This is a genomic window from Olsenella phocaeensis (assembly GCF_048189965.1).
Taxonomy (GTDB): Bacteria; Actinomycetota; Coriobacteriia; order Coriobacteriales; family Atopobiaceae; genus Olsenella_I; species Olsenella_I phocaeensis.
In genome coordinates this window covers 96,336-120,642 of sequence record NZ_DBEZHV010000005.1, presented here as the reverse complement: position 1 = coordinate 120,642, position 24,307 = coordinate 96,336, and the positions used below count along the sequence as shown (strand labels likewise).

Sequence of the window (24,307 nt, the reverse complement as noted above, 5' to 3'; positions counted from 1 at the left end):
TCATTTCCATGCCACGGCCTATACTAGGAGAGGTGTGGAAAATTTTTTGATCGAAAGGATCCTCACATGCGCTTAAAGGGTGCTCAGGGGCTTGCCTGCATCTCTGGTGCGATCCTTGCGGCGCTGCTGCTGTCCACGTCCCTCGCGTGTGCCGTCGAGCCGGCGGCGTCACCGGCCTCGGGAGGCCTCGGCGAGGTCACGGCGTCCGCCCCCACGACGTCGGACGAGGAAGGGGGCGCAACGATTCCGGACGAGCTCAACCGGCCCGACGGGCCTGAGGGGCCGGCCGCTTCCCCCCAGGGGGACGCGAAGGCATGGGATGGGGCGGGTGCGCCGGGCACGGCGGAGGATGCCGTGGTCCACGTGGCGCCCGTCCAGGAGGAAGGCCCCGCAGCCTCCGACGAGAAAGAAGCCCCCGCAGCCTCCGACGAGGGGGAAGGCCACGCAACCGAAGGCACTGCCCCCGAAGTGGCCGAGGGCGAGGCAGCGACAGCTCCCGAGGGGGGCGTCGTGGAGACGCGGCCCTCCGCTGCCCCCGAGCCGATGGAGGCCAAGGAGCCCGTCCTGATGGCGAGTGAGCTCGCCGCCCCTGCCACGAACTCCGGCAAGGCCAAGGCGACGTCGCGGGCAACGGCCACGGCGAAGTCGGCGAAGAAGGCGCCGACCGCGCCCGCCGCGCAGCCCTCCGCCAAGCAGGCTCTGGCCGAGGGGAAGGAGTCGAGCCTTTCCTACGACGACGTGCACCGCCTCTACAACCCAAACAGCGGCGAGCACTTCTACACCACCTCGCCCAAGGAGCGCGACAACCTCGTGCACGTGGGCTGGTGCTACGAGGGCGTCGGCTGGATCGCGCCCAGGACGGGCCTCGACGTGTTCAGGCTCTACAACCCCAACGTCGGCGACCACCACTACACCCTGAGCGACGAGGAGCGCAGGACGCTCGTGCACGTGGGCTGGCGCTACGAGGGCGTGGGCTGGCATTCGGCAGGGAAGGGCGGCGTTCCCCTCCTGCGCGAGTACAACCCCAGCGCGAAGGCGGGCGCGCACAACTTCACGGTTTCCAGGAACGAGGACTCCCACCTGACCTCCGTGGGGTGGAATGGCGAGGGGGTCGCCTGGTATGGGGCGGCCACCTGCGCCGCGGCGTCGGTCGGCAGCGAGGGGGGCAGCCATGAGGTCCGCTCCACCCAGTTGGACGGCGGGAGCTACCTCTTCCTTCCCTCGCACGCGACGGACGAGACCGTCGTGCGCTTCACGGACTGGGCGGGAGACCTGCTGCATCCCTACGTCCAGCAGGGCGGGAGGGAGTCGAGGGTCGATGGCCCCCTCACGCTCGCGGCGCTGAGGAGGCTGGGAAGCGCCAACGGCCAGGGGGACCTGTCCCTCTCGCTCAGGATGGCGCCCAGGCTGAGCCCCCAGAGCCTGACGATCATGCGCTCCGCCAGGATCGAGACCATCTACCTGTCGAGCGAGGACGCGAAGGCGAGGGGCCGTGCCTACGTCGAGGCCGACCCCAGGCACGAGCGCAAGGCGAAGGTGGTCGTGAGCGCGGTCGACGCCCGTGGTGGCGTGATATACGAGAGGGACGACGCGTCAAAGGGCAAGCTCTCGACCGTGAAGGGCAGGGGCAACTCGACCTGGGGCATCGGCAACAAGAAGCCGTACCAGGTCTCGCTCAGCAAGAAGGCGGACCTGCTCGCGACGGGCAACAAGGAGAACCAGTCCAAGAAGTGGGTGCTCCTCGCAAACGCCGCCGACCCCACGCTCATGCGCAGCAGCATAGCCTACGACCTTGCCCGTGAGCTGGGCATGCTGGGCGTGGAGTGCGCCCCGGTGGACCTGTACTACGACGGCGAGTACCGCGGCAGCTACCTCCTCACCGAGAAGGTCGACGTCGGGTCCGGCCGCGTGGACATCCACAAGCTCGAGGACGACTACAAGAAGGCAAACGAGGGCGTTGACCTCGACTCCCTCCCTGCCGCCATACGCAAGGGCGCAGGCGGCCTCGAGTACTCCTGCGTGCCGGGGGTGCGCGACCCCAAGGACCTGAGCGGCGGCTACCTGCTCGAGCTGGACGACGCCTGGCACAAGGGCGAGAAGAGCTGGTTCTCGACCCAGCATGGCCACTTCGTGCTGAAGAACCCCGAGGTGGCCTCGGAGAAGGCGGTGCTCCACGTGGCGGCCGCCATGCGCGAGGCCATGGCAAACGCCGACAAGGGGCGCTTCAACCTGAGTGACGGCTACTCCTTCGACCTCGACTCCCTCGCCAAGACCTACCTGCTGAACGAGCTCCTCAAGAACGTCGACGCATTTGGGACGTCGACCTACTGCTATCTCGACGCCGGGAGCAAGACCTTCGTCTGGGCCCCCGTCTGGGACTTCGACTCCTGCGGCGGCACCCGCACCGACCACTATGACTCGGAGTTCTCTCGTTATGAGGGCTTCAGCCTGGTCAACGGGGCCTGGGTGCCCAGGATCGCGGTCGTGCGGAAGCGCATGGGGGAGGTCTATGGGGGCCAGCTCTCCCCGCTGGTCGACAAGGTCCTGCTGGGTGACGGTTCCGCCCGGGGCGGGGAAGGGCAGTTGCGCTCCATCGCCTTCTACCGCGGCGAGCTTGCCGCCTCAGAGCGGATGAACGAGACCGTCTTCGGCATCACGCACTTCGATAACACGGTGAGGCCCTTCGACAGCTGGGCCGGGAACGTCGACTACCTGACGACCTGGGTCAGGAACAGGAACGACTGGCTGCGTGATGGCATCTCCCATGCCGGCTCGCCCAACGCGCCGTTCGTGTACCAGGGCTTCGACTACGGCATGGTCTTCGACTGCGAGTACTACCTGGCGTCCAACCCCGACCTGAGGGCTGCCTTCGGCGGGAGCCCCGAGGCGGCGCTCGCCCACTTCGCGGAGTTCGGCATGAGGGAGGGGAGAAGGTCGAGCCGCAACTTCGACGTGAGGGCCTACCGTGCCGCCAACCCCGACCTCGACCGGGCCTTTGGCAACGACCTCTCCCAGTACTACCGCCACTATTGCCAGCTTGGCTTCAAGGAGGCGCGCCCCGTCCGCTAGGCTCTCCACTTCGGAGCCCAACGAGCAGCAGGCCCCTTGGCATGGCCTCGAAGCCCCCGCCCACCCCTTGGGATGGGCGGGGGCTTGCGTTGACGGATGCGCTCGGGGAAGGGACTCGGCTATGCGTCGGGAGCGTCCTCCAGGGAGCGCAGGATGCCCGTCAGCACGTCGCTCGGGTCGAAGCGGTTGAGGATGCTCACGAAGCTACGCGCCACGGGGAAGACCTCCGCGTCCACGGACGCGCGGGCGCAGTCCTGGAACGCCTTGCTCATCTCTGGGGTGGGCGCGAGGGGGATGTCGTTCTCCTCGAGGAGCGCCTCGGGGTCGCCCGCCTGGAACTGTCCCCCCAGGCCGACGAGCGCCAGGCCCTGAAGCCCCATGCCCTGCGCCTGGGCGAGCCTCGAGAGGTCGAGGCGGGGGAGGAGCCTTAGCAGGTGCCTCACGCAGGCCCCGGCGAGGGCGTGCTCCCCCCTCTGGCCCAGCAGCCAGGCAAGCGAGAGGTACGACCCCGCGATGCCCTCCGGGTCGTGCGCGAGCGCGAGCCCCTCCTTGAGGACCCTCTCGGCCGCCTCGGGCCCCTGGGCCTCGAGGGTCGCGCGTGCCAGGGCGAGCTGGGCGGAGCGGTCCAGGGGGGCGAGCTCCACCATCCGTCTCGCCTCGCGCAGCGCGTCCTCGCCCCTGCCCGCGGCGACGTGGCAGCCCGCGAGGAGCGCGTGGCACTCGAAGTAGGCGTCGGGCACGAGCATGAGCGAGACGCCGTCCCTGCCGTAGAGCCGGTTGTAGAGCGTGCGGTCGACGAAGTTGGCGAAGTAGCGCCAGACGACCCTGTCCGCGTCCTCGTAGCTGCCGGCCGCGTCGACGGGGGCCAACGCCGCCTCGCAGAGGGCCCGCGCCTCGTCGAAGCGGCCCTCCGCCATGAGCTCCTGGCCCTTGGCCGACGCCCTGGTGAGCGCGTCCCCGTTCAGGAACTCGTCGCCCACGCTGATGGCGTCCTCCTCGAGCGAGCCGTCCACCAGCTTGGTGACACAGCGCTCCGCCGCGGACCTCACCAACGGGTCGGGGTCGTCGCCCGCCAGCTCGAGGATGGTCTTGACGTTCTTCTCGACCGAGCCGTCCTGGGAGGCGGGGACCAGCCTCCTCATGATGTCGAAGGCCAGGACGTTGCGCTTGTCCCCCTCCTCGATGGAGAGCCCGTAGACGCGCTCGCAGCCCAGGGCGCGGGCCACGGGCTTGCTGAGCCTGCGGGTGCTGAGCGAAGGCGGGAGGTGTCGCATGGGAGGGCAGAAGCGCCCCTCGGCGAGGCTGAACCCCTGCCGCACGGGACGGAGGACGCCGTCCTCCACGCGTATGACGGGGACGAAGGGACGGAAGCTGCGCTCGAGGTCGTCCAGGCGCTCGAGGTCGAGCCGCGCGAAGCGCCAGCGGTCGAAGTCGACCGAGATGTAGCAGCGATGCGTGCTCGCGCCGTTGACCACGCCGGCGAACCAGACGTGGAGGACCTTGGACGAGCTCCGGAAGGCCGCCGCGGCGAGGAGGATGGCAAGGCGCCTGGCATAGTCAGAGGCCGCCTGACGGCGCATCTGGCGGGTGCTGGGGACGACGCCGAGCCCGCTCACGAACATGGACGAGGGGAACACCGACTCCGGCGTGAGCTCGACCTGGATGGCGACGTTGCCGTCGGAGACGTTGCAGCGGAAGTCCGCCTCGAGCCGGTAGGGGAGCTGGAGGTTCTCGATCGCCGAGGAGATGGCCCTGCGCACCGTCCACTCGCCGTCGGGGAGCTCGCCCTCCTGGAGAGGCACGGGCTGGTCGAGGGGCGGCATCTGGGCGCAGATGGAGCTCGCCAGCTCGCGGTCGAGCTTGTAGCAGTCCTCGACGCTCACGTTGCCCGGCTCGTCGAAGTAGCTGGCCGCATAGCGGACGGAGTTGAGCGCCGCCTCGATGGCAAGCACGCGGAGCTTTGCCAGATAGGGAAGCTCCGGCTCTAGGATGCGCAGGTAGATGCCCTGGGTGGACGAGAGCACCGCGACGTCCACCTGTGGGAGGCGGACGTCCTTGGAGAAGAGCCCCGCCTCCTCGAGCCTGCGTGCCAGGTAGAGCTCGAGGCCCGAGGGACGTGCCACGACCTGCCCGTCCTTCCGCACGCGTGTCGTGCGGAAGGCGAGGGGGTCGAGGGCGCCGGGGGCCTCGGGGTCGCCTCCGTCGGGGAGGGGCGTCTCGTCGCCCCTCCCCTCGACTCGTGCCTGGCGCGTGCGTATGTCGCCCACCAGGGCCTTGAGGAGGCCGAGGGGGTCGGTCGTGGACGCGAGGGCCCGCGCGAGCGAGGGGTAGTCGAGCTCGGAGCGCAGGGCGTCCCCGCTGCCAGGCTCCCCGCCGCGCGCGTCGCCCGAACGACCCTCCTCCGGGGCTTTCGCGGCGTCGCTTCGGGCCATCGCCTGCTCCCAGGCGGGAGCCGCGGCCTCGATCGCGACCTCGCCGCCGACCTCGGGAGCGCTGACGACTGCGGTCGTGACGGGGTCCCCGCCCTCCGCCTGCTCGCCTGTCCCGAGCCCGTCCACCCGTGGGGACGTGGCAGGCGGCTCGTGCCTTCGTGCCGCGTAGGCGAAGAGGCCGAGCCCCAGCCCCGCCGCCGCGGCGCTGGTCGCGACCAGCGCCCAGGCGAGGCTCTGCATGGCAAGCGCCTGATGTCCCGCGTAGGCGAGGCAGCCTGCGAGCGCGCTGGCGGGGATGGCCAGGAGCAGCCCTCGGGCGGACATGTTGTGGTGACGTTCCTGCATTGTTCTCCAAACGACGGGTCCCCTCCCCCGGTTTATACCCAGGGAAGGGGACCAGCTCGGCAATTCGCAACAAGGTCACGTCAGGGGCTGGCAGGGGGGCAGGCCTAGGCGTCTCCCAGCTCGGTCGGCCAGACGCAGCCCTCGGGGAGGGTGGCGTTGCCAGACTTGATGTCGTCGGGGATGGAGCTGTCGGAGGCCAGGAGCTCGTTGATGGTGACGAGGGTGTAGCCCTGCCCCTGAAGGCTGCTGATGATGGTGGGGAGCGCCTCGACGTCCTGGTCGCGGTTGCCGCCGCCGTCGTGCATGAGGATAATCGAGCCCGGCGCGATGCCGTTCAGGGCGTTTGCCGCGATCTTGTCCGCGCCGGGCCTGCGCCAGTCCTCGGAGTCCTGGTTCCAGATGACCGAGCACGAGAGCAGTCCGCCGGACTTGAGCCAGGTGGACTCCTTGAAGGCGCCGTAGGGCGGGCGAATCACGGTGGTGCCCACGCCGTCGGTATCCCGGATGGCGTCGAAGGTCCTCTTGAGCTCGTCCCGGAGCGTCGCCTCGTCCAGGGTCGGGAGCTCCGGGTGGGTGTAGGAGTGCGACGCCACCTGGCTCCCCTGGGCGACGACCGCCTTCGACAGGTCGGGGTACGCCGCCACCTGGCTGCCCAGGTTGAAGAAGGTCGCCCTGGCGCCGTATTGGTTGAGGATGTCCAGGTAGCGCTGGGTGTACTCGCTGGGACCGTCGTCGAAGGTGAGGGCGACGAGCTTCTGGTCGTTGTCGGGCTTCACGTTGTGGAGCATGATGACGCAGTCCTGGACCTCGTCCACGGTGGTGTCTGCGGTCTCTCCCGAGGTGGTGCCGGTGCGGGTCTCGACCCTGCCGGGCCTGCCCCACTGCGACACGTAGGCAACGGCGCCGTAGCCGCCCTGCATGAGCAGCTTGGGCTGGACCTCCCTGGTCGTGGCGCTGTACTCCTCGCTGCGGTCGGCTCCGTCGCCGATCTGGATGTCGTCGCCCGCCTTGGCGCGGTATGAGCCGATCTGGTCCTGGTCGAGGTCCGCGCCGTTCACGCGGGCGGAGAGGGCGAAGCCCTTGCCCTGCTCGAGCACCTTGCCCGAGACCGAGACGAGGTTTCCGGCGTTGGGCGAGAGGGACGCGGCGTCCCTCACCTGCTCGAGGGTAGCCCCCCTCGTGACCTTCAGTCCCTGCCCGTTCACCTTGACCTGGACGGGCCTGCTGGTGGCGAACCAGACGCCGCCTCCTCCCAGCGCGGCCACGACGGCGAGTGCGATGGCGTTGCGGCGGGTGAGGTTGGGACCGCCGGGGGCGGCCGTGTCCCTGGGGCCGGCAAGGGGCCGGGAGCTGCGGTGGGCGCTCCCGTAGGTGGCGGTGGGGATGTAGTGGCTCGCTCCGGTGGAGGTCGCCGTGGGCTGCCGGCGGTGCTCGCCGTCGTGGCTCGTATGATGACTCTGCTGGGCGTGGGCCTGGCTGCCGCGGGCGAGGGAGTCCGCGTCCCTGCGGGTGGTTCCCTTGCGGGGGTGGGGAGTGCTGCTCATGGGACCGCTTCCGTTCTGCTGCGTTGGTGCCCTACATGTTCAATCAATCTAACACGCAGAGCCCGCGCCTCTCCCCGGATTCGGTCGTTTTGGGGCGATTGCATAGGGTGCATACGGGGCGGCGGCTCTGGCCGGAGGCTAGATCCGGCGGATGAGGAGCCCGCTCCTGAGCTTGGGCTCGAACCAGGTCGACTTGGGGGGCATGAGGCGTCCCGCGTCGCTCACGGCCATGAGCTCGCCCACCGAGGTGGGGAAGAGCGAGAAGGCCGCCCCACCCGCGCCGGCGAGCTCCTCGAGCCTGCCCGTCCCCTCGACCCCGCCGACGAAGCGGATGCGTTCGCTCGTGCGCGGGTCGTCGATGCCCAGGAGCGGCCCCAGGACGCGGTCCTGGAGTATGCCGGCGTCGAGCCGCGCCACGGGGTCACCCTCCGGGAGCGTCTCGGGGTCCCTGAGCCTGAGGCCGTGCCAGGAGCCTCCCACGAAGAGGCCGAACTCGTGCCGCGCGCCCGGGACCGCGAAGGAGGGGCCCTCTCCCATGAGGTCGAAGCCGGCCTGGTCGAGGCCCCGGAGGAGGTCCTCCGGCGTGAGTCCGGCGGTGTCGAACAGGACGCGGTCGTAGGGAAGCACCCTGAGCTGGCTCGCGGGGAAGAGCACCGAGAGGAAGAGGTCGTAGGGCCTCTCGTCGCCCTTGGCGCAGGCACCCTCGGGGCGCCCGTCGGCGCGCCTGCGCTCGAGGCTCAGATGGACGGCGCTGGCGGCGCGGTGATGGCCGTCGGCGATGTAGGCGCAGGGCACGGTCTGGAAGCAGGCGCGCAGGGCCTCCACGGCAGCGGGCCGCGCGATGCGCCACATGGTCTGGCGGACGCCCTCTCCGTCCGTGAAGTCGTAGAGGGGGCTCGCCTGCGTGGCGGCGCGGACGAGGACGTCGATGGCGTAGTTGTCGCGATAGCAGAGGAAGATCGGCCCCGTCTGGGCGCCCGTCGCGCGGATGTGCTCGATGCGGTCCGCCTCCTTGGCGGCGGTCGTGCCCTCGTGCCGGCGGATGGTCCCATCGAGGTACTCGTCCACGGCGCACGCGCAGGCTATGCCGGTCTGCGCGTGCCCGCCCTGCTCCAGGCGCCAGACGTAGTAGCAGGGGGTCGCGTCGCGCAGGAGCGTGCCGTCCTGCGCGCGCGCCCTGAGGAGCTCGGCCGCCTTGGCGTAGACCTCGGGGGCGTACATGTCCTGGTCGGGCGGGAAGGCGGTCTCGGGCCTGTCGATGGCGAGGAAGGAGTCGGGGTGCGCCTCGACGTACGCCGCGGCGGACCTGCGGTCGAAGACGTCGTAGGGAAGGCTCGCGAAGCTGGCGGCGCGCTCCGGCGTGGGCCGCAGGCAGCTCATGGGCTCGGCTCTCATCTGCATTCCTCCTTGCAGCTCGTCAGGCGGTGCCCGCGTGGGCCGCTAGGCCTGGGCCGGCCTGATCACCCTGATGCGGTACACGCCGGGGATGGCGCGCAGGCGGTCGTAGGTCTGGCGGTCGAGGGGGGAGTCGGTGTCCACCAACGTGTACGCGTGCGCGCCCCGCGAGGCGTTGCTCATGCGCTGGATGTTGGTGCCCGTGCCAGCGAGCGCGGCGGTGAGCTGGCCGATCATGTTGGGGACGTTGGCGTGGAGCGCCGCGAAGCGCCCCTGGCCCTGGCAGGGGCCCATGTCGCAGTCGGGGTAGTTGACGGAGTTCCTGATGGTGCCGTCCTCGAGGTACGCCTTCATCTCGCCCACGGCCATGCGGGCGCAGTTCTCCTCTGCCTCGTCGGTGCAGGCCCCCATGTGGGGCGTGATGAGGGTGCGGGGCATCCGGGTGGTCTTGGGGGTCGCGAAGTCGCAGACGAAGCAGCCGAGCTTGCCCGACTCGAGGGACCTGGCCACGCCGTCCTCGTCCACGATGTCCGCGCGGGCGTAGTTGAGGAGCATCGCGCCGTCCGCCATGAGGGAGACCTGCTCCTCTCCCAGCATGTGGACGGTGTCCTCCTTCGAGGGGACGTGCAGCGTCACGTAGTCGGCCCCCTGGCAGAGCTCCTCGAGGCTGTCCACCCGCTTGACCTCGCGAGAGAGCTGCCAGGCGTGCTCGACGGAGAGGTAGGGGTCATAGCCGTAGACGTCCAGACCCAGGTTGATGAGGGCGTTGGCGACCTTGGAGCCCACGGCGCCCAGGCCCACGACGCCGGCCTTGCGCCCGATGGCCTCGTGGCCCACGAAGGCCTTCTTGCTGCGCTCGCTCGCCCTCACGATGTCCGGGTCGCCGGCGTTGCTGCGCACCCAGTCGATGCCGCCCGCGGTGCCGCGGGAGTTGACCAGGATCATGCCCACGACGAGCTCCTTCACGGCGTTGGAGTTGCCGCCGGGCGAGTTGAACACCACGATGCCGCGCTTGGCGCACTCCTCGAGCGGGATGTTGTTCACGCCGGCGCCCGAGCGCGCGACGCAGCGCACGGAGGGGCCGAAGTCGATGCCGTGGATGTCGCTGGCCCGCACCAGGATCGCGTCCGCCTGGCTTATGTCGTCGGTCTTCTGGTATCCCTCGCCAAGCTCCGCCTCGCCGTCACGGGTGATCCTCTTGGCTATGTTGTCCATCACCTTCACGTAGCGCATGCCTTCTCCTTTGGTCTGCGACCTTCTCCTTGGTGGGGGCGCGGGACGCCCCGCAGGTGCCGGGCACGTCCCGGCTAGATGGGCCGCGTGCGCGGCAGGTGCCTCGCCTCGAAGTCGGACATGTACGCGAGGAGCGCGTCGACGGCCTCCTGGGGGACGGCGTTGTAGCAGCTCGCGCGCATGCCACCGGCGAGGCGGTGCCCCTTGAGGTTCACGATGCCCCTCTCGGCCGCCCCCGTCACGAACTCCCCGTCCAGCGCCTCGTCGCCCGTCCTGAAGCAGACGTTCGCGATGGAGCGGTGCCCGGGAAGGACGCTGGGCGAGAAGAGCGCGCTGTGGTCGAGGTAGTCGTAGAGTGGTCCGACCTTGGCGAGGTTGCGGGCCTCCATGGCCTCGAGCCCGCCCTGCTCCTCGACCCAGCGGAAGACCTTGCCGCACACGTAGATGCCCCAGCAGTTTGGCGTGTTGAGCATGGATCCCCTCTCCGCCTCGAGGCGAAAGTCCATGTAGCTGGGGCAGACGCCGAGCGCGGGCCCGTCCTGGACGAGGTCGTCGCGCACGATGACCACGGTGACGCCCGCGGGGCCGGCGTTCTTCTGCACGCCCGCGTAGACGAGGCCGAAGCGGCTCACGTCCAGGGGGAGCGAGAGGAAGCAGCTCGAGACGTCGGCCACGAGCGGCACGGAGCCCGCGTCGGGGAAGTCGCGCATCATGTTGCCGAATACGGTCTCGTTCTGGCAGAGGTAGAGGTAGTCGAGGCTCTGGTCGAGGTCCGAGGGGAACTCGGGCACGCGGTCGAAGCCGGTGCCCTCGCTCGAGGCGACCACCTCGGCGCTGCCGTACCTCCGGGCCTCCTGGCACGCCTTCTGGGACCAGTTGCCGCTCACCACGTAGCCCGCCCTGCCGCGGCGCATGAGGTTGAGGGGGACGCCCGCGAACTGGAGGGTCGCGCCGCCCTGGAGGAAGAGAACGTGGTAGTTGGCGGGGATGCCCATGACGCGCCTGAGCGTCGCCTCGGCGTCGTCGATGATGGACTGGTAGAGCGGCGAGCGGTGGCTCATCTCCATGACGGACATGCCTGACCCCCGGTAGTCGAGCATCTCTTCCGCGCACTCGCGCAGAACGGGCTCGGGAAGGGCCGCGGGACCCGCAGAGAAGTTGAAGACGCGTGCCATCTGTCCTCCAGACCTGGACGCCAACGTGCGCACTCAGAGCCATCGTAGCGCGCCCGGCAGATGTCGCGCCACGCGCGGCCCAAGGCGACGGCAGCTTGTAACCTTGCGTGATGGCGGGCGCGAGGGGGCAGGTTGGGGCGGCCCAGACGCTATCATGGACGGGCGAACACGAGGAGAAGGGAACGCGCCCATGCAGGATCAAGAGGCCAGGTCGGTGGGGACTGCCATGGGAGGGGCCACCCTCGCCGAGCGCGGATGTGTCCTTTTCGACTTCGACGGGACGCTCGCGGACTCCAAGCCCCTCATCGTGGGGACGGCCACCAGGGTGCTGCGCGACTTCGGCATCCCCGAGCGTGAGCTCGAACGTGCGGGCGAGCTCGTGGGCCCGCCCTTCCCCCAGGCATTCAGCCTGGTCTTTGGCCTCTCGGAGGGGGACGCCGAGGAGGTGACGCGCAGGTATCGGGAGATATACGAGTCCCTGGGGCCTGCCGCCTGGCCCGTCTTCGGGGGCATTCCCGAGCTCCTCGGGTCGCTGCGCGCCGCGGGCAAGAGGCTGGGAATCGTCTCGTCCAAGAGGACCCGCCTGCTCAGGAGGGCCGTGGCGGACAACGGCATCTCCGACCTCTTCGACGTCATCGGGGGAAAGGACGCCGACCACGGCATCTCGAAGGCGCAGACGATGAGGGACGTCCTGGGCAGGATGGGGCTCGCCGCCGCCGACGCCGTCATGGTGGGCGACAGGCACTACGACGTGGAGGCCGCCAGCGCCTGCGGCGTGCCCTGCGTGGGCGTGGTGCTGGGCGGCACCGGGACCGTCGAGGAGCTCGAGGGGGCGGGTGCCGTGGCCGTGGCGCGGAGCGTGGCGGAGCTGTGTGGCCTGCTCTTGGGATAGACCGTCCGTCGACGGGACGCGTCTTGCCCGTCGACGTCTTGGGTACAAGGGCGGCATGTTGGAGGGGCGCACGGGCGCCCCGCGGCCGAAAGGGGTTCGCAATGGCAGGGATCGACGATTTTGGCGAGGTCGTTCGCAAGGCGTTTCTGGCCGGCGTCGGCGCCGTCGCCCTGGGGGCCGAGAAGTCCCAGGGCATGATCGAGGACCTGGTCAAGAAGGGCGAGCTCACCGTCGAGCAGGGCAAGGCCCTGAACGAGGAGCTCAAGCACAAGGTGAGCCAGGCGTCGAACGACACATCCGACGCCCTGCTCAGGGCGAAGCTGCGGTCCATGAGCCCCGAGGAGCGCGCGTCATGGCTGGCGCATGCCCAGGAGGTCGCGGACGACCTCGACGCCCAGCGCGTCGAGGTCGAGGTCGAGTCCGAGGAGGTCGTCGAGGACGACGCCGAGGATGATGCCGAGGCCGGCGGGGAGCCGCAGGACGCCGAGTAGGAAGGTCCCCATGGCTCAGGGCGAGAGGGACCAAGGCACGCAGGTCAAGGGGGCCACGGGAGGCCGTGGCCCCCTTGACGGCTGGGGGCCCTCCGAAAAGGGACCGTGGGCTCCCGTGCGCGACGACACCATCGGCCTTCTGGGGGGATTTCCCGGCGACGCCCGGAGGTACCGCATCTCCCGCCTGAGCAAGGCCGCCCGCCTGCGCGAGATTCTGGCCATCGCGAGCCACTACGACATCCTCCACGGCCTCACGCCGGTCAGCTTCCGGCAGCTCCTCGAGGAGCTGGGCCCCACCTTCGTGAAGGCGGGGCAGATCCTCTCCATGAGGTCGGAGATACTCCCCGAGAGCTTCTGCCAGGAGCTGACGCGCCTCAGGACCGACGTGGAGCCCATGGACCGCGAGCTCGTGCTCCAGACGCTGCGCGCGGAGTACGAGACCCCCATCGAGGAGATCTTCGACGCCATAGACGACGTGCCGCTGGGCTCCGCCTCCGTGGCGCAGGTCCACAAGGCGCGGCTGGTCAGCGGGGAGACGGTGGCCATCAAGCTGCAGCGGCCCCACGTCCAGGAGATCATGGCGCAGGACATCTCGATCATGCGCTCGCTCGCGCGCCGCGCGCAGGGCCTCATGGGCGACGACCAGTTCCTCGACCTGCAATCCGTGGTGGACGAGCTCTGGCAGTCCTTCCGCGAGGAGACGGACTTCCTGGTGGAGGCCCACAGCCTCGAGGAGTTCCGCCGGAACAACGCGAGCTGCCGCTTCGTGGACTGCCCGCGGCCCTTCCCCAGGCTCTGCACCGAGCACGTCGTGGTGATGGACTACATCGAGGGCATCCCCTTCGACGACCGCGAGGCGCTTCTCGCCCAGGGCTATGACCTGGAGGAGATAGGCACCAAGCTGGTCGACAACTACACCCAGCAGATGATCGACGACGGCTTCTTCCATGCGGACCCGCATCCCGGCAACCTCGTGGTGCGCGACGGGAAGATCGTCTACCTCGACCTGGGCATCATGGGAAGGCTCTCGTCCCACGACCGCTCCGCCATAGCAGACATGGTCTCTGCCGTCGCCGCCCGCGACAGCGCGGGCCTCAAGGCGGGGCTCCTGCGCTTCTCGGTGTCGGACCTGAGAGACGTCGACCACGCGAGCCTGCTCGCCGACCTCGACTCGATCATCGCGGACTTCGGCGAGGCGGACCTCGCGGAGCTGGACATCGGGGCCTTCCTCAACTCGCTCATAAGCATGGCGCGCAGGAACGGCATCGAGCTCCCCGGCACGGTCACCATGCTCGCGCGCTCCCTCGTCACCCTCGAGGGGACGGTGGACGGCTTCCTGCCGGACGCCAGCATGGTCGACATCGTGCGGGCCCACATCAAGGCCCACACCAGGCCACTCGACCTCGCCAAGGGCGAGCTGCGCTCGTATCTCCGGGAGTCCGCCTCGGCCTCGCACGGCCTGCTCAGGGCCGCGTCCCAGGCCGACACGGCCATGGAGATGCTCACCCGCGGCCAGCTGCGCATGAACCTCGACCTCCCCGGCACCGAGAACCCCATCAGCGACATGGCCCACGCCGCTGACCGCCTGACCATGGGCATCATCATCGCGGGCCTCTTCATAGGGTCCTCGGTGGTGTACTACGCGCGCATCCAGCCCGTCATCTTTGGCATACCGGTCATCGGCTTCGTGGGCTACGTGGTCGCCCTGGTGCTGGGGCTCTGGCTGGTGCGGCAGATCATGCGGGAGTCCAGGCGCTAGGCGGGAGGGCGCGACGTCCCTCGCCCCCGTCCAAGTGCTAGCCTTGCGAGGTCCTGCTTCCCCGTGGCTAGGCTGTGGTCTGCATGTCATCCGTCGTCGTGCTCGTCTCCCAGATACTCGTCATGTTCCTCCTCGTGGGGGTCGGCTTCTGGCTCTAATCGGGCGCCGCGGGGCTGCTGGCGGCACTGGGGTTGCGTTCCTCTCGCGCGACGGGGGGTGCCAGTCGGGGCGGAGCCGGCGCTCCTCGCGCACGGTGGGGCTGCGACTCGTCCTGTACTGCCCTTCTTTTTGGGGGAGGGCCAGGCACGCCGAGCAAAGGGCAGACCCAGCGGTCCGCGGACGCCGATGGATCACATGCTCCGTGGCGCAGCGAGCTCCGACGGACCTAGCGCACCCGCTCCGCCCTGCGCGCGGCGCGGGCCTCCATCACGATCGCCCTGAGCTCGGGCAGACGCGTGGGGTCCATTGCCGGCACGCCCTCGAGGCGGTAGGGAAGGCCGAGCCTCCCGTACTTATCCCTCCCCATGGTGTGGTAGGGGAGGAGGTCCAGGCCCACGACGTTGTCCCAGTTCCCCAGGAGCCTGCCCAGGCCCCTGAGCTCCTCCTCCACGTCGGTGATGCCAGGCACCACGACGTGCCGCACCACCGTGGGGATGCGCCTGCGCGCCAGCTCGTCGGCGAGCGCGAGGGGCGCCTCGGGCCCCGAGCCGCAGAGCCTGCGATGCCCTGCGGGGTCGCTGTGCTTGATGTCCAGGAGCACGAGGTCGCACTCGGCGAGCACGGGCGAGAAGGGCTCGGGACGCTTGGGGTCGAAGGTCGCCCCCGACGTGTCGAGGCAGCAGTGGATGCGGCCACGGGGGCTCCGGTGCGCCGCACGGAAGAGGTCCGCCACGAAGCGGGGCTGGGCCAGGGGCTCCCCTCCGCTCACGGTCATGCCGCCCCTCCGGTAGAAGGGGCGGTTCCTCTCGAAGCGCTCGAGGAGCTCGCCCACGCTGGCCTCGCTCCCGCCCGCGTAGTCCCAGCTGTCGGGGTTGTGGCAGTAGGCGCAGCGCAGGGGGCAGCCCTGGAGGAAGACGACCATGCGGCAGCCCGGTCCGTCCACCGTCCCCATGCTCTCGACGGAATGGACCCGCCCGCGGCTGGCGAGCGGGTCCGAGGCCTGGGGCAGCAGGGTCCTCTCGACCTCGTCCAAGGCCTAGAGCGCCTCGTGGAAGGTGCGGCCGATCACGTCGTCCTGCTGTTCGCGGGTGAGCGAGTTGAACTTCACCGCGTAGCCCGAGACGCGGATGGTGAGTTGTGGGTACCTCTCGGGGTGGGCCTGGGCGTCGAGGAGGGTCTCCTTGGTGAAGACGTTCACGTTGAGGTGGTGACCGCCCTCCTGCGCGTAGCCGTCGAGCAGCCCTACCAGGTTGTCCACCTGCTCCTCGGGGATGTCCGAGCACTTCATGGGAGTCCTTTCTTCGTGGTCTGTCGTGTGCGTTGGCTTGGGGCTCGCGGCGCCGCCTCGCCCTACGGACGGTCTGCCTGGCCCTCGCCGGCGGAGGCGTCGGCGGCGCAGGCGCAGTCGACGTGGGACTCAAGCGAGAAGTCGGCCTTGGAGAAGTCGATTCCCGCGATGTCCACGTCTCCCAGGTCGAGCTCGTCGGGCGAGAACATCACGCCCCCTCGCTTGCCCAGGGCGTCGGGAACGATGGAGAAGGTGTTGGAGATGCCGTCTTGGGCGTCCCGGAAGGGGAGCTTCGCCACGGACGCCAGCGAGGCGACCGCACCGTGGGTGTCCCTCCGGTGCATGGGGTTCGCGCCGGGCGCGAAGGGCTGCCCGGCCCTGCGTCCGTCCGGGGTGTTGCCCGTCGCGCTGCCGTAGACCACGTTGGAGGTGATGGTGAGGATCGAGGTCGTGGGGACGGCCCTGCGGTAGGTGTCGGTCTCGCGCACGTACTTCATGAACACCTCGACCACGTCATGGGCGATCTGGTCAACGCGGTCGTCGTCGTTTCCGTACTTGGGGAAGTCCCCCTCCACCTCGTAGTCGGTGACGAGGCCCGTCTGGTCGCGCAGCACGCGCACCTTGGCATACTTGATGGCGCTCAGCGAGTCCGCCACGACGGAGAGCCCGGCGATGCCCGTGGCGAACCAGCGATGCACGTGCTCGTCGTGCAGGGCCATCTGGAGCCGCTCGTAGCAGTACTTGTCGTGCATGTAGTGGATGATGTTGAGGGCGTTGACGTAGACGCCGGCGAGCCAGGCCATCATGTCGCGGTACTTCTCCACCACGTCGTCGTAGTCGAGGTACTCGCCCTCCACCGGACGGAACTTGGGGCCGATCTGCTCGCCCGTCTTCTCGTCGCGTCCGCCGTTGATGGCGTAGAGCAGGCACTTCGCGAGGTTCGCGCGGGCTCCGAAGAACTGCATCTCCTTGCCGATGCGCATCGAGCTCACGCAGCAGGCGATGGCGTAGTCGTCGCCGTGGTACACGCGCATGAGGTCGTCGTTCTCGTACTGGATGGAGCTGGTAGCGATGGAGATCCTGGCGCAGTAGCGCTTGAAAGGCTCGGGCAGGCGGGTGCTCCAAAGCACGGTGAGGTTGGGCTCGGGGCTGGTGCCCATGTTCTCGAGCGTGTGGAGGTAGCGGTAGCTCGTCTTGGTGACCATGGAGCGACCGTCCACGCCCATGCCGCCTATGGACTCCGTGACCCACTGGGGGTCACCGGAGAAGAGCTCGTTGTACTCCGGGGTGCGCGCGAACTTGACCATGCGCAGCTTCATGACCAGGTGGTCAATGATCTCCTGCACCTGGGACTCGTCCAAGAGGCCCTGGGCCAGGTCCCTCTCGGCATAGACGTCGAGGAAGGCGGAGTTGCGCCCGATGGACATTGCCGCGCCGTTCTGCTCCTTGACGGCGGCGAGGTAGCCCATGTAGAGCCACTGCACCGCCTCCTGGAAGTTCTGGGCGGGACGTCCCAGGTCGAGGCCGTAGACGCGTCCGAGCTCCCTGAGCTCCTCGAGGGCGCGCGCCTGCTCGGCCAGCTCCTCGCGGTGGCGTATCACGGCCTCCGTCATGTGCTTCTGGGTGCCCGCCTTCTCGGCCCTCTTCTCTGCGACGAGGAAGTCCACGCCATAGAGGGCGACGCGGCGGTAGTCGCCTATGATGCGCCCGCGCCCGTAGGCGTCGGGGAGCCCCGTGATGATGTGCGAGTGGCGGCAGGCGCGCATCTCGGGCGTGTAGACGTCGAAGACCCCGGCGTTGTGGGTCTTGCGGCGCTTGGTGTAGAAGTCGACGATCTGGGGGTCCACATGGTAGCCGTGGCTCTCGCAGGCGGCCACCGCCATGCGTATGCCGCCGTCCACCATGAGGGCGCGCTTGAGGGGGCGGTCGGTCTGCAGCCCCACGACCCTCTCGAGCGGGCGGTCTATGTAGCCGGGCCCGTGGCTCGTGATGGTGCTCACGACGTCGGTGTCCATGTCGAGCACGCCGTCGTGCGCACGCTCCTCCTCGAAGAGGTCCATGACCTCGTCCCAGAGCCTCCTCGTGGCCTCGGTGGGCCCTGCGAGGAACGACTCGTCGCCGTCGTAGGGCGTGTAGTTCCTCTGGATGAAGTCCCTGACGTCCACGTGGCGCTCCCAGTTGCCGCCGACGAAGCCTTCCCATGCCTTCTGCATCGCACGCTCCCAAGGGTCCGTTTGCGGGCGTCCCCTGCGGCGCCCGCACTGTTAGCTCTATCTAACCTACCAGAGTCCTTTGCGAGGGGTGAGACCCAGTCTAAACCAGTCCATCTGGGATTAGCACAACATATTGTTATTTAATTTCTGTGAAACACCACATATTGCATATAAATTAAACCAATTGCTTCAGAAGCAGATGAGGGGGAGAGAGGCGTCCCCTTCGATCCTCCCTCGTCTCGCACCAGGCGTCAGGTGTGCATGGGATGAATCTCCCCGTCCCCGCCTAGGTCGGGGCGTTCTGGGTAGAACCAGCAGGTGAAAAATCGCGCGCGAGGGATGGTTTGCCATGCTCCAGCTCAAGAACATACGCAAGGCCTACGTCACCGACTCCTTCACCCAGGTGGCCCTGGACGACGTGTCGGTGACCTTCAGGGACAACGAGTTCGTGGCCATCCTCGGGCCCTCGGGCTCGGGCAAGACCACCATGCTCAACATCCTGGGCGGCCTCGACCACGCCGACTCGGGCGACATCGTGGTCAACGGGACCTCCACCAAGGACTTCGGCTCGAAGGACTGGGACACCTACCGCAACCACCGCGTGGGCTTCGTCTTCCAGAGCTACAACCTCATCCCGCACCAGAGCATCCTCTCCAACGTCGAGCTCGCCCTCACGCTCTCGGGGGTGGGCCGCTCGGAGCGGCGCGCGCGGGCGAGGGAGGCCCTCGAGCGCGTGGGGCTCGGCGAGCACCTGCACAAGCGCCCGAGCCAGCTCTCCGGCGGGCAGATGCAGCGCGTGGCCATCGCACGCGCGCTGGTGAACGACCCCGACATCGTCCTCGCCGACGAGCCCACCGGCGCCTTGGACAGCGAGACCGGCGTGCAGGTCATGGACATCCTGAAGGGGGTGGCACGCGACCGCCTCGTCGTGATGGTCACGCACAATCCCGAGCTCGCCGAGGCCTACGCCACCCGCATCGTGCGCGTGCGCGATGGTCGCATAGAGGGTGACAGCGACCCCCTGCGCCCCGAGGGGCTGGGGACGGCGCGCGCGGGCGCGTCGGGAGCCATGGCCGGCGTGTCAGGTCCTGCCTCGGCCACCGCCGGACCAGGGGAGAGGGACGCCTCCAAGCCTGGCAGGCATGCCTCGATGTCGTTCGCGACGGCCCTCTCGCTCTCGTTCAACAACCTCATGACCAAGAAGGGGCGCACCTTCCTCACCGCCTTCGCGGGCTCCATCGGCATCATCGGAATCGCTGCCATCCTCGCCCTCTCGAACGGCGTGAACGGATACATCAAGGACACGGAGGAGAGCTCGCTGGCCTCCTATCCGCTCACCATCACCAAGAGCAGCTTCGACGTCTCGAGCCTGCTGGGCTCCGGCATCGCGGGCGGCAGCTTTGGCGGAGAGGCGCAGCAGGCCTCGGCAGACGCTGGCACCATCGGCCAGGACAAGGTCATGACCGACATGTTCGCCCAGGTCAAGAACAACGACCTCTCGTCCTTCAAGGCCTTCCTCGAGGGCGGGCAGAGCGGCATCGAGCCCTACGTCAACACGATCAAGTATTCCTACGGCGTGACGCCGCAGATCTACGAGGCCGACACGAGCGCGGGCATCACGCGACTCAACCCCTCGGAGGTGACCACCAAGATGGCGAGCGGGGTCATGGGCTCGGCCCTCACGGGCGGTACCACCAACTCCTCCTTCAACGAGCTTGTGAGCGACCAGAAGATGCTCGACGACCAGATGGAGGTCGTCGCCGGCAGCTGGCCCAAGGCGGCGGACGAGGCGGTCCTCGTGCTTGACGCCAACGGCAGGATCAGCGACTACACCCTCTACAGCCTGGGCTTCTATGACACCGAGGCCATGAACGACATGATGAGCCAGATGCTGGGCGGCAAGGAGGTGGAGGTGCCCGACGACTACCGCGACTTCAGCTACGACGACGCGATGGGCATGAGCTTCAAGGTCGTCCCCGCCACCGCCCTCTACCAGAGGAACGACAGCACGGGTGGATGGACGGACATGTCGGCCGACGACGGATTCTTGCGCTCCGCGGTGGACGAGGGGCTGGACCTGCGCGTCGTGGGGGTGGTCAAGCCCCGGAGCGTCAGCTCCTCGAGCCTCGTGCGTGAGGGCGTCGGCTACACCGCGGCCCTCACGAACGAGCTCATCCAGGAAGCCGCCGACTCCGACATCGTGAAGGAGCAGGTCGCCAAGCCCGACACCGACGTCTTCACCGGCAAGAGCTTCGAGGAGCTGCAGCAGAAGCAGGGCAAGGAGCTTGACATGGGCTCCCTCTTCACGGTCGACGAGTCGGCGCTCAAGAGCGCCTTCTCGTTTGACGCGAGCGCGATTTCGGGCCTCTCGTCCGGCATGGACCTGGGCTCGCTCGACCTCTCGGGGCTCGCGCCCGACGCCTCGGGCTTCGACATGAGCTCGGTGCGCCTGGACACCAGCCAGCTCTCCGGCGTGTTCAGCGCCCAGAGCATGGCCGCGCTCATGGCGGGGGCGCCCAGGTTCGACCTCGCCAAGAGCGGCATCACCGACGCGCTCTCGGGCCTCTCCGACGAGCAGCGCGCCCAGCTTGGGGACGAGGCCAACGAGCTCGGCTCGGGCTTCGCCGCCTGGGCGGGCAGCAGGCTCGTCCCCTCGGACGGGGCGCAGGTGGACTACGCCTCCCTCGTCCAGGAGTACCTGCAGACCGACGCCGCCAAGGCGACCATCGCCAAGCTCCAGGAGGGCTTCGGGTCGAGCATGGGCGACGTGGCTGGCCAGGCCATGCAGAAGTACCTCCAGGAGCAGCTCGCACCCTACTTCTCCAACGCGATGCAGGCCCTCGTGAGGCAGGCGGCGCAGGTCATGGCCACCCAGCTCGCGAGCCAGCTCCAGACCCAGATGGCGGCGGCCACCTCCAAGCTGGGGACACAGCTCTCCGACGCCATCGCGGGCAAGATCCAGAGCCAGATGTCGTCCCTCTCCTCCGCGCTCCAGAGCGGCTTCTCGGTGGACGCCGGCGCCTTCTCGCGCGCCATCAAGGTCAACATGAGCCAGGACGACCTGAGCTCCCTCCTGCAGAACTACATGAACGCGGAAGACCTGAGCTACGACGCCAACATGAGGAAGCTAGGCTACGCGAGGCTCGACGACCCCGAGTCGATCAGCATCTACCCCCGCGACTTCGACGCGAAGAAGTCGGTGGAGGGGGTCATCGACTCCTACAACCGAGGCGAGGAGGCCGCCGGCAAGCCCGACTCGACCATCCAGTACTCCGACCTCGTGGGCGCCCTCATGAGCTCCGTGACCGACATCGTCAACATGATCTCGACGGTGCTCATCGCCTTCGTGTCCATCTCGCTCGTGGTCAGCTCGGTGATGATCGCCATCATCACCTACATCTCGGTCCTCGAGCGCAAGAAGGAGATCGGCATCCTGCGCGCCATGGGCGCCTCCAGGCTCAACGTCGCCAACATCTTCAATGCCGAGACCGTGATCGAGGGGCTTCTCTCGGGCGTCTTCGCCGTCGGCCTCGTGTACCTGGCCTCGGTTCCCGTGAACGCCTTCGTGCTGGGCTGGAAGGGAGTGCCCAACATCATGGTCCTGCCCTGGCAGAGCGCCCTCGCGCTCGTCGCCATCAGCGTGGGACTCACCCTGGTCGCCGGGCTCATCCCCTCGAGCATGGCCGCCCGCCGCGACCCGGTGGAGGCGCTCAGGAGCGAGTAGCGCGTCACGGGCGTGGCCGGCGGCCTCGTGACGCCCCGTCGGGACGTCCATGCGTCGGGTCCTCCCTGCGTGCGGACGTTCCCTTCGACTGGTATTTTCTTGTTTGGGCATTGCGGGGCCGTCGCGCGGCCCACCTTGCCGATTCCAAGCACTTTTGCAGGCGAGAGGGGACGCATGGCGCAGATGCAGGAGGAGAGCGGCCTGGCGGCGGAGCGCGCCCGCAGGCTCTTCGTCGACACGCCTCCACTCAGGCTCTTCCTCGTGGCGGCGGTCCCGGGGGCGGCCAGCATGCTCGCGTCCGCCCTCTACAACCTTGCCGACGGCATCTTCGTGGGGCAGCTCCTGGGGCAGCAGGCCTTCGCCGCGGTCAACCTCGCCATGCCCTTCGTCATCCTCAACTTCGCCTTCGGCGACATGATCGGCGTGGGCTCGTCCGTTCCCATCTCGATCAGCATGGGAAGGGGTGACGACGAGCGGGCCAACAACATCTTCAGCTGCTCCGTCCTCCTCAACGTCCTGCTGGGTGCCGTCACGGGCGCGGCTCTCTTCCTCGCAGCCCCCGCCATCATGGCGGCCATGGGGGCGACGGGGGAGCTCGCCTCGATGGCGGTGGACTTCCTGCGCGTCTACGCGGCCTTCTCGCCCATCACGGTGGGGATGTTTGCGGTCGACAACTACCTCAAGGCCTGTGGGAGGATTCGCTCCTCCCTCGCCCTCAACGTCTTCATGGCGGTGTTCGGCGGCGTGGTGGAGTTCTCGCTCATGTACTTCCTGCACCTGGGGATCCTGGGGGCCGCCTTGGGCTACGCCCTCGCCATGGCGGTCTGCACCGTGCTCGCGCTTCTGCCCTTCGCCCTGGGGAGGATGCAGCTGCGCTTCGTGAGGCCTCGCCTGAGCTGGGCCCTCGTGCGGGAGATCGCGGCCTCTGGCATGCCTACCTTCCTCAACAACGTCGCCGGCCGCGTCACCTCGATCGCGCTCAACGCGGCCCTGCTCCTTCTGGGTGGGGAGTACGCGGTCTCTGCCTACGGCCTGCTCATGTACGTGGACGGCTTCGTGTTCCCGCTGATCTACGGAGTCTGCGACTCGCTGCAGCCCTCCGTGGGGTACAACTGGGGCGCTCGCCGCCAGGACCGCGTCGTCGCCATCGAGCGCTGCGTCTTCGCCGCCTGTGCCGCCATCTCGCTCGCCTCCGGCGTCGCGATGGCCCTTCTCCCGCGCGAGCTCACCCTGCTCTTCATCTCTGACCCGGCCCCCGAGCTCACGGCCCTCGCGACCGTCGCCTTCCGCGTGTTCGCCGTGTCGTTTACCGTGAGGTGGTTCTCGTTTGCCACCCAGGCCCTCATGACGGCCATCCAGATGTCGAAGCTGGCCTCGCTCCTCTCGGTGTGCAGCGCGCTCGTGTTCCCCCTCCTCGAGCTCCCGCTCCTCTGGCCCCTCGGCCTCACGGGGCTCTGGCTCAACTACCCGGTCATGTCGTTCCTCTCGCTCGTGCTCTCGCTGTGGGTGCTCCTGGCGTTCCGGCGCGAGCTCAGGCTGGAGGCGGCATAGCATGGACGCCAAGGGCGGCCTGGGACATTGCGACTACGCACGCTTCGCACGCAAGGGGATCGAGGAGCTTGCGGGTGAGTGTGCGGTGGACGCGTTCCGTGCCACGGGTCCCGGCGGGCAGGGCGTCAACACCACCGATTCCGCAGTCCGCATGAGGCACCTCCCCACGGGCATCGTGGTGACCAGCAGGGAGTCGCGCAGCCAGTACCAGAACCGCCTGCTCTGCCTCCAGAAGCTGAGGCGGGAGCTCCTGCGCCGGTCGGTCCCGCCCAAGCAGCGGCATGCCACCAAGCCCAGCCGTGCCGCCCGCCAGAGGAGGCTGGACGAGAAGCGGAGGCGCTCCCAGCTGAAGTCGCGCCGCCGCAAGCCCGGTCCCGACGACTGAGCTTCCAATATAGGAACACATGTTCTATACTCTTGTGGCATGGAAGGGCGAGAAGGGGAGGCTCACATGTTCAGGCAGTCCAGCGAGTACAGGGTGGCGGCGTTCCTTGCCGAGGGCTTCGAGGAGTGCGAGGCGCTCGTGGTTGCCGACCTGCTATTCAGGGCGGGCATCCCCTGCGATAAGGTCTCCGTCGCGCCCGGGCTCACGGTCGTCTCGAGCCATGGCGTGAGCGTGGGCTGCGATCGCAGCGTCTGCGACGAGGACTTCGACTTCTCTGGCTACGACCTGCTCTTCCTTCCCGGGGGCATGCCCGGGACGAAGAACCTGCGCGCCTGCGGGCCCCTGTGCCAGGCGCTCGTCGAGCACGTGGGACACGGCGGCGACGTCGCGGCGATCTGCGCGGCGCCCTCGGTGCTGGCCGAGCTCGGGCTTCTCGAGGGGCGCAGGGCCACGGGTAATCCCGGCTTCCAGGAGGTCCTCGTCGAGCACGGGGCGAAGCTTCTCCAGGACGCGGTCGTGGAGGACGGCAACGTCGTGACGAGCAAGGGGCTGGGTACGGCCATCGAGCTCGGGCTCGTCCTGGTCCGCCGAATCCTGGGCGACGAGGCCCAGGAGAGGGTCAAGGCCGGCATCGTGTACCAGGGCTAGGCCA

Annotated in this window: 15 protein-coding genes and 1 pseudogene; 8 read left to right on the top strand and 8 right to left on the bottom strand. The window is 68.6% G+C overall.

Going from position 1 to position 24,307, the window contains the following annotated elements:
* Positions 1-66 precede the first annotated feature (66 nt).
* The gene (locus ACMPH2_RS02045; protein WP_417118488.1) at positions 67-3,069 is read left to right on the top strand and encodes a CotH kinase family protein; all 3,003 of its coding nucleotides are present in this window, start codon (positions 67-69) and stop codon (positions 3,067-3,069) included.
* Positions 3,070-3,188: 119 nt separating this feature from the next.
* On the opposite strand, the gene ACMPH2_RS02040 is transcribed toward ACMPH2_RS02045, so the two are convergent.
* The 5 genes from ACMPH2_RS02040 to serC form a co-directional block, all read right to left on the bottom strand.
* Positions 3,189-5,846 (bottom strand): tetratricopeptide repeat protein, encoded by a 2,658-nt coding sequence (locus tag ACMPH2_RS02040; protein ID WP_417118487.1) that lies wholly within the window; start codon positions 5,844-5,846, stop codon positions 3,189-3,191.
* A 104-nt stretch (positions 5,847-5,950) separates the two neighbouring features.
* Positions 5,951-7,390 (bottom strand): polysaccharide deacetylase family protein, encoded by a 1,440-nt coding sequence (locus ACMPH2_RS02035; RefSeq protein ID WP_417118486.1) that lies wholly within the window; start codon positions 7,388-7,390, stop codon positions 5,951-5,953.
* Between the two features lie 138 nt (positions 7,391-7,528).
* Positions 7,529-8,785, bottom strand: a complete 1,257-nt coding sequence (locus ACMPH2_RS02030) for a DUF1015 domain-containing protein (RefSeq protein WP_417118485.1) — start codon at positions 8,783-8,785, stop codon at positions 7,529-7,531.
* Between the two features lie 45 nt (positions 8,786-8,830).
* Positions 8,831-10,018, bottom strand: coding sequence for a phosphoglycerate dehydrogenase (locus ACMPH2_RS02025; RefSeq protein WP_062531355.1), 1,188 nt, complete (start codon positions 10,016-10,018; stop codon positions 8,831-8,833).
* 74 nt (positions 10,019-10,092) lie between these two features.
* Complete coding sequence (gene serC / locus ACMPH2_RS02020; RefSeq protein ID WP_417118484.1) at positions 10,093-11,193, bottom strand: 3-phosphoserine/phosphohydroxythreonine transaminase; 1,101 nt, start codon at positions 11,191-11,193, stop codon at positions 10,093-10,095.
* 190 nt (positions 11,194-11,383) lie between these two features.
* Here serC and ACMPH2_RS02015 point away from each other — a divergent pair, with 190 nt between their 5' ends.
* The 3 genes from ACMPH2_RS02015 (at position 11,384) to ACMPH2_RS02005 (ending at position 14,335) form a co-directional block, all read left to right on the top strand.
* Positions 11,384-12,085, top strand: a complete 702-nt coding sequence (locus ACMPH2_RS02015) for an HAD family hydrolase (protein ID WP_009279031.1) — start codon at positions 11,384-11,386, stop codon at positions 12,083-12,085.
* A gap of 101 nt (positions 12,086-12,186) precedes the next feature.
* On the top strand, positions 12,187-12,576 hold the full coding sequence (locus tag ACMPH2_RS02010) for a phasin family protein (RefSeq protein WP_009279032.1): 390 nt from the start codon (positions 12,187-12,189) through the stop codon (positions 12,574-12,576).
* 10 nt (positions 12,577-12,586) lie between these two features.
* Positions 12,587-14,335, top strand: coding sequence for an ABC1 kinase family protein (locus tag ACMPH2_RS02005; RefSeq protein ID WP_417118483.1), 1,749 nt, complete (start codon positions 12,587-12,589; stop codon positions 14,333-14,335).
* 385 nt (positions 14,336-14,720) lie between these two features.
* Here ACMPH2_RS02005 and pflA read toward each other — a convergent pair whose 3' ends face one another.
* The 3 genes from pflA to pflB all read right to left on the bottom strand — a co-directional run bounded on the left by pflA (position 14,721) and on the right by pflB (position 17,995).
* Positions 14,721-15,527, bottom strand: coding sequence for a pyruvate formate-lyase-activating protein (gene pflA, locus ACMPH2_RS02000; RefSeq protein WP_009279035.1), 807 nt, complete (start codon positions 15,525-15,527; stop codon positions 14,721-14,723).
* A 3-nt stretch (positions 15,528-15,530) separates the two neighbouring features.
* Positions 15,531-15,782 (bottom strand): autonomous glycyl radical cofactor GrcA3, encoded by a 252-nt coding sequence (gene grcA3 / locus ACMPH2_RS01995; RefSeq protein ID WP_009279036.1) that lies wholly within the window; start codon positions 15,780-15,782, stop codon positions 15,531-15,533.
* A 62-nt stretch (positions 15,783-15,844) separates the two neighbouring features.
* Entirely contained in the window at positions 15,845-17,995 is a 2,151-nt protein-coding gene (pflB, locus tag ACMPH2_RS01990; protein WP_072499507.1) for a formate C-acetyltransferase, read from the bottom strand.
* A 349-nt stretch (positions 17,996-18,344) separates the two neighbouring features.
* On the opposite strand from pflB, the gene ACMPH2_RS01985 reads away from it, so the two are divergent.
* The 4 genes and pseudogenes from ACMPH2_RS01985 (at position 18,345) to ACMPH2_RS01970 (ending at position 24,303) form a co-directional block, all read left to right on the top strand.
* Positions 18,345-21,719 carry an ABC transporter ATP-binding protein/permease gene (locus ACMPH2_RS01985; RefSeq protein ID WP_417118482.1) on the top strand — a complete coding sequence of 1,125 codons (3,375 nt, stop codon included), beginning with the start codon at positions 18,345-18,347 and terminating at the stop codon, positions 21,717-21,719.
* A gap of 174 nt (positions 21,720-21,893) precedes the next feature.
* Positions 21,894-23,270, top strand: a complete 1,377-nt coding sequence (locus ACMPH2_RS01980) for an MATE family efflux transporter (RefSeq protein WP_417118481.1) — start codon at positions 21,894-21,896, stop codon at positions 23,268-23,270.
* 76 nt (positions 23,271-23,346) lie between these two features.
* Positions 23,347-23,655: pseudogene (locus ACMPH2_RS01975) on the top strand (peptide chain release factor-like protein); the annotation flags it as partial.
* Positions 23,656-23,721: 66 nt separating this feature from the next.
* Positions 23,722-24,303 (top strand): DJ-1 family glyoxalase III, encoded by a 582-nt coding sequence (locus ACMPH2_RS01970; protein WP_062531348.1) that lies wholly within the window; start codon positions 23,722-23,724, stop codon positions 24,301-24,303.
* Positions 24,304-24,307: the final 4 nt, after the last annotated feature.

Bases quoted from the DNA above. Each gene is read 5' to 3' on its own strand.
- ACMPH2_RS02045 (WP_417118488.1), top strand. From the start codon at position 67: ATGCGCTTAAAGGGTGCTCAGGGGCTTGCCTGCATCTCTGGTGCGATC.
- ACMPH2_RS02040 (WP_417118487.1), bottom strand. From the start codon at position 5,846: ATGCAGGAACGTCACCACAACATGTCCGCCCGAGGGCTGCTCCTGGCC.
- ACMPH2_RS02035 (WP_417118486.1), bottom strand. From the start codon at position 7,390: ATGAGCAGCACTCCCCACCCCCGCAAGGGAACCACCCGCAGGGACGCG.
- ACMPH2_RS02030 (WP_417118485.1), bottom strand. From the start codon at position 8,785: ATGAGAGCCGAGCCCATGAGCTGCCTGCGGCCCACGCCGGAGCGCGCC.
- ACMPH2_RS02025 (WP_062531355.1), bottom strand. From the start codon at position 10,018: ATGCGCTACGTGAAGGTGATGGACAACATAGCCAAGAGGATCACCCGT.
- serC (WP_417118484.1), bottom strand. From the start codon at position 11,193: ATGGCACGCGTCTTCAACTTCTCTGCGGGTCCCGCGGCCCTTCCCGAG.
- ACMPH2_RS02015 (WP_009279031.1), top strand. From the start codon at position 11,384: ATGCAGGATCAAGAGGCCAGGTCGGTGGGGACTGCCATGGGAGGGGCC.
- ACMPH2_RS02010 (WP_009279032.1), top strand. From the start codon at position 12,187: ATGGCAGGGATCGACGATTTTGGCGAGGTCGTTCGCAAGGCGTTTCTG.
- ACMPH2_RS02005 (WP_417118483.1), top strand. From the start codon at position 12,587: ATGGCTCAGGGCGAGAGGGACCAAGGCACGCAGGTCAAGGGGGCCACG.
- grcA3 (WP_009279036.1), bottom strand. From the start codon at position 15,782: ATGAAGTGCTCGGACATCCCCGAGGAGCAGGTGGACAACCTGGTAGGG.
- pflB (WP_072499507.1), bottom strand. From the start codon at position 17,995: ATGCAGAAGGCATGGGAAGGCTTCGTCGGCGGCAACTGGGAGCGCCAC.
- ACMPH2_RS01985 (WP_417118482.1), top strand. From the start codon at position 18,345: ATGCTCCAGCTCAAGAACATACGCAAGGCCTACGTCACCGACTCCTTC.
- ACMPH2_RS01980 (WP_417118481.1), top strand. From the start codon at position 21,894: ATGGCGCAGATGCAGGAGGAGAGCGGCCTGGCGGCGGAGCGCGCCCGC.
- ACMPH2_RS01970 (WP_062531348.1), top strand. From the start codon at position 23,722: ATGTTCAGGCAGTCCAGCGAGTACAGGGTGGCGGCGTTCCTTGCCGAG.